Annotated in this window: 2 protein-coding genes; both read right to left on the bottom strand. The window is 34.0% G+C overall.

Annotated elements, in window-relative coordinates; genetic code table 11:
- The coding region (locus tag U9R42_06870) for a PKD domain-containing protein (protein MEA3495741.1) at nucleotides 1-1,870 on the bottom strand (1,870 nt) is incomplete at its 3' end.
- Between the two features lie 162 nt (nucleotides 1,871-2,032).
- A complete protein-coding gene (locus U9R42_06865) occupies nucleotides 2,033-2,956 on the bottom strand; it encodes a T9SS type A sorting domain-containing protein (protein ID MEA3495740.1) in 924 nt (307 codons plus the stop codon).
- Nucleotides 2,957-3,067 lie beyond the last annotated feature (111 nt).

Genomic DNA, 3,067 nt, shown 5'->3' with positions numbered 1-3,067 from the left:
GGTTTGTAAATTGAAAACTATTTTCATTAAAACATTGAACGGAATCATTAACCGAAAAATCTGTAACAGGACTTGGATGTACAATAATTTCTTTTGTTGCAGTATCGCTACAACCATGATTTGTTTCCTCAATTAAAACCACATTAAAAGTATCTGCAATTGAATAAATATGTTGTGCCGTGTCTGAGTTTGAAGTGTTACCATCTCCGAAATACCATGTTTTTGAACCGGCAGGATTTAATGAATCCTGTGGATTAAAAAAGCTAAAGTTGTTTTCGTTGAAGCATTGGGCTGTATCGTTTATGTTTATTTTAGCCTCCGGCATTGGCTGTACATAAAGCTCTTTGGTTATTGATGTTTCACAGCCATAAGATGAAGTAACTGTTAATTGAATATTAAATGTATCTGAAAGAAGAAATGACTTTACAGGGTTTTGCTGAAACGAGCCGGTACTATCTCCGAAATCCCATTCGTAGGTCATGCTACCATCTATGGCAAATGAGGTATCGTAAAAATGGAACTCATTATCCAATAAGCATTGGGAACTATCCAATACACTAAAATCTGCGAATGCATAATTGCTTATCCTGAATTCCCTGTCCAATGTATCTGTTAAATTATTGTGAAAAACATAAGCAATGACTTTGTAAACCCCTGTATCTGCATAAATATGTTTGCCGAATTTACTTTGCGAGAAATCTGTCCATGCATAACTGTTATCCCCAAAATCCCAGAAAACACTATCTATTTTGGAGGTTTCATGCATAGTAAAACTTGTACTATCGCCAAAGCAGGTGTTTCGGATTTCTATATCAGGGAGGTAAAAGTAGGATTGGAGAAAGGTAGGTAGTGACATTTTTACAAAACCAGGAGGCGAAAAATATATCGCAGAATCATTATAATCACAAACAATTCCCTTTTTATCAGGGTTGTTAATGCAGCCTAAATAATATCCGGATCTTGCAATGTAGATTTTTTGGTCAATTCCGATTTGAAGACAGTAGTAATCCCTGTCTCCTGGGTTGACAAAAATAGTATCAATTGAATTTCTCATAATGCTTTCGATACCTGAAGAAATATCAATTTGAAACAAACGGCCAGGCAATCCAGATGTTGAAACATACAAGAAATTTTCATTTGGAGAAAACTCACATCCATGGAGCGGATGAAGAGACTGGTTTACATAATTTGTATCAAAATACACTGTCGAACCTGCTGTAACTTCTCCTGTTTTATTATCGAAATTACATATATCTACCATAGTTCCTCCGGAAATGATATTAGCGACTTTACTTCCTGATACTGAAAATTTCATTTGCCCTGTACACCAATCTATATCATTAATAATAGTACCTGCTGATGAAAAAACAGGTGTAGTATCTAATCCTGTATTCCCTAATAAATATGCTTTAAAATTGTTGGTATTATACTCCCTGACCATGATCCAGACCGACTTCTTATCGGCATGAAAAGTGGCAGATATTTGTTCTGTTACATTGTCACATATTTTTTGATTCTTCAGTATCATTTCTCCCTTTCCATTGTCTTTGGATATATCCACAATATGATACCAAAATCCTCTTACGGAATCAGGAATATCATACTGGGGCCTAATAAGGGTAAACAGGTAATAGATATCAGGATTTCCTGGCATGGGAATAATAATGGGGGTTTGATCAGCAGCACTTGATATATAGAATCCTGGACTATTTTTTAATGTATCATGGTTTTTATTGTACAAAATTCCTGTTCCCACTTTACATCCATAAAACAACAGATTCCCATTTTTATCCGAAATGCAACTTCCACCTCTGCGAGATGGCATTTTACTATCATAGAGCTTAATAACACTGTCATTTTCAAATTTCATTGCTTTTAGCAGTCCAAAGTACCAATTCTTGGCTTCTAATTGGGCGTTGGCATTTTGTATACTTAATGCATAAAGCAGAAGTATTAACAATGACCAATATGTAAATTTTAAGATTTTCATAAAAAATTGGGTCCGGGAATTTTACCCGAACCCAAAATAGTGTTATTTAAATATCAATTTCATTGTATCAACATTTAAGTTTTGAGGTTTAATTTGCAGAAAATAGATGCCTGATGTTAGTTGATTTCGTTCAAATTGAAAATAGTTTTGCCCTTCAATTAAATCAATATGTTTTTCCATCACAATTTTCCCAACAGAATTAACAAGATATATATCAGCAATATCTTCATTATCAGAATAAAGTTGGATAGAAAACCAATTTTCTGCCGGATTTGGATAAATGATCAGGTTTCCCGTACCAATCTCTGATTCTATGGAATCATTGGGAGTCAGTTTATAAGTTGGTTGAGCTATTCCATCACAGTCGCTATATTCATATTCATAAGCCCCGATGTCAATGATGTCTGAAGCATCATTATCCCCATCAACTACTCTTGCATATCCACTTCCCCTGATATCATTAGTTGATAAATCATCGAGAGTTGCATCATATTCAGAATTATCCCCAGCATCAATACAAGGAGAACCATTTGTGCAGGAAATCCTGTAGTCGCCTGTTGAATGGTTTTTAAATTCAGGATTATTATCATAGTTGCTATATGGTACATAATCACTACCAAAATCTCCAATAAAACAATAATAATATTTGTCATTTTGTTGAGGATCAGGATTAAAGCCATTTTCATCCACATCATCCCCATTGTTGTGGTAAATAATTGTGTTATGGAAGAAAGGTTCGGAAGTGCTGGGGTCAAAATAAACCCCATCACCATCACCGTCAGCTTCATTATCTGCTATGGTGCAGTTGTAAATTTTGGGGTTGGATTCGTTAATGTAGATTCCGCCACCATTATTGGATGCAGTGTTGTTGGTAAAAGTACAATTAGTAATGTTTAAATTTCCCATTAAAAAGCAATTAGGAGAGGTAAATCCTTGATAATTTGTATGTCGTTTGTTTTTTGTCATTATTTTTTAATCTTACTGCAAATTTATATCAAAATAATTTCATATCAAAATTCATAAAAAAATTATTCAATTACTTATTAGTACAATTAAAAGGGAAAAGGTAACGGAAAA

This window comes from Bacteroidota bacterium, from assembly GCA_034723125.1.
Classification (GTDB): Bacteria; Bacteroidota; Bacteroidia; order CAILMK01; family JAAYUY01; genus JAYEOP01.
Note: the sequence above shows the minus strand (reverse complement) of the source record. Positions and strands in the feature narration are given on the sequence as shown.